Genomic DNA, 878 nt, shown 5'->3' with positions numbered 1-878 from the left:
GTTCAGTCAGCATAAAAACATCTCTGTAAGCACTAGTAGCCTTAAGATTAGGCAAAAATATCTGAGTGGCAGTCTGCTGAACTAAGGTATCACTTATCTGACTTTTACTAGCATCCTCAACACTCTGTGTTGCAAATATGACAAAAGTATTGAGCTTCCTGAGAACCTTTAGCCAGTCTTTGATTCTAGGTGCAAAAACGGGATTATCTATTAGCGCCCACGCTTCGTCCAAGATAATCATAGAAGGAGTTCCATCAAGAGAAATACTTATTTTGTGAAACAAATACAAAAGCGTCGGTGCAAGAGCCATGGGATCTTTTAGTAAATATCCCATCTCAAATCCAAATACCCTAGACTTAGTAAAGTCTAATACATCTTCGTCATTATCAAAAAGCGCTGCATGCGACCCTTCCGAATGCCACATCATCATGCGGCTTGCTAGAGTATCTTCTCCACCTATACCCAAAAAAGGAACCAAATTGCGCAACTTTCTGTCTTCTTTTTTAAGCTTGAAATTTCCCTCTATCGCATCATCAATGCGCAATATATCATCAGGCGTAAGCTTGTCTGAGAGAGTAGTAGCCAATAACTTAAACCACTCCATAAGAAAGCCCCTATTGTCAGGAGTATCATCTAAATGCAGCGGATTTAACCCAGTAGAACCTCTTGTCTCTATAATGCTGTATACCCCCTTCAAAGCCCTGATGAATATTTCAGCGCCATGATCTTTGTCGAAGAAGAACACTCTCGGAGAAAACTTCATCGCTTGAACACACAAAAAGTTCATCAATACAGTTTTTCCCGCACCAGTGGGCCCGATTATTGCTGTATGCCCGACATCACGTATGTGAAAACTAAAAAAGAACGGCGTTCCTGAC

1 pseudogene is annotated in these 878 nt (G+C 40.9%); it reads right to left on the bottom strand.

The features are described from left to right. A pseudogene (locus tag KPX09_RS05445) lies at window positions 1–878 on the bottom strand (VirB4 family type IV secretion/conjugal transfer ATPase); the annotation flags it as partial.

It is taken from the genome of Anaplasma phagocytophilum, assembly GCF_023476575.1.
Lineage (GTDB): Bacteria > Pseudomonadota > Alphaproteobacteria > Rickettsiales > Anaplasmataceae > Anaplasma > Anaplasma phagocytophilum_A.
Note: the sequence above shows the minus strand (reverse complement) of the source record. Positions and strands in the feature narration are given on the sequence as shown.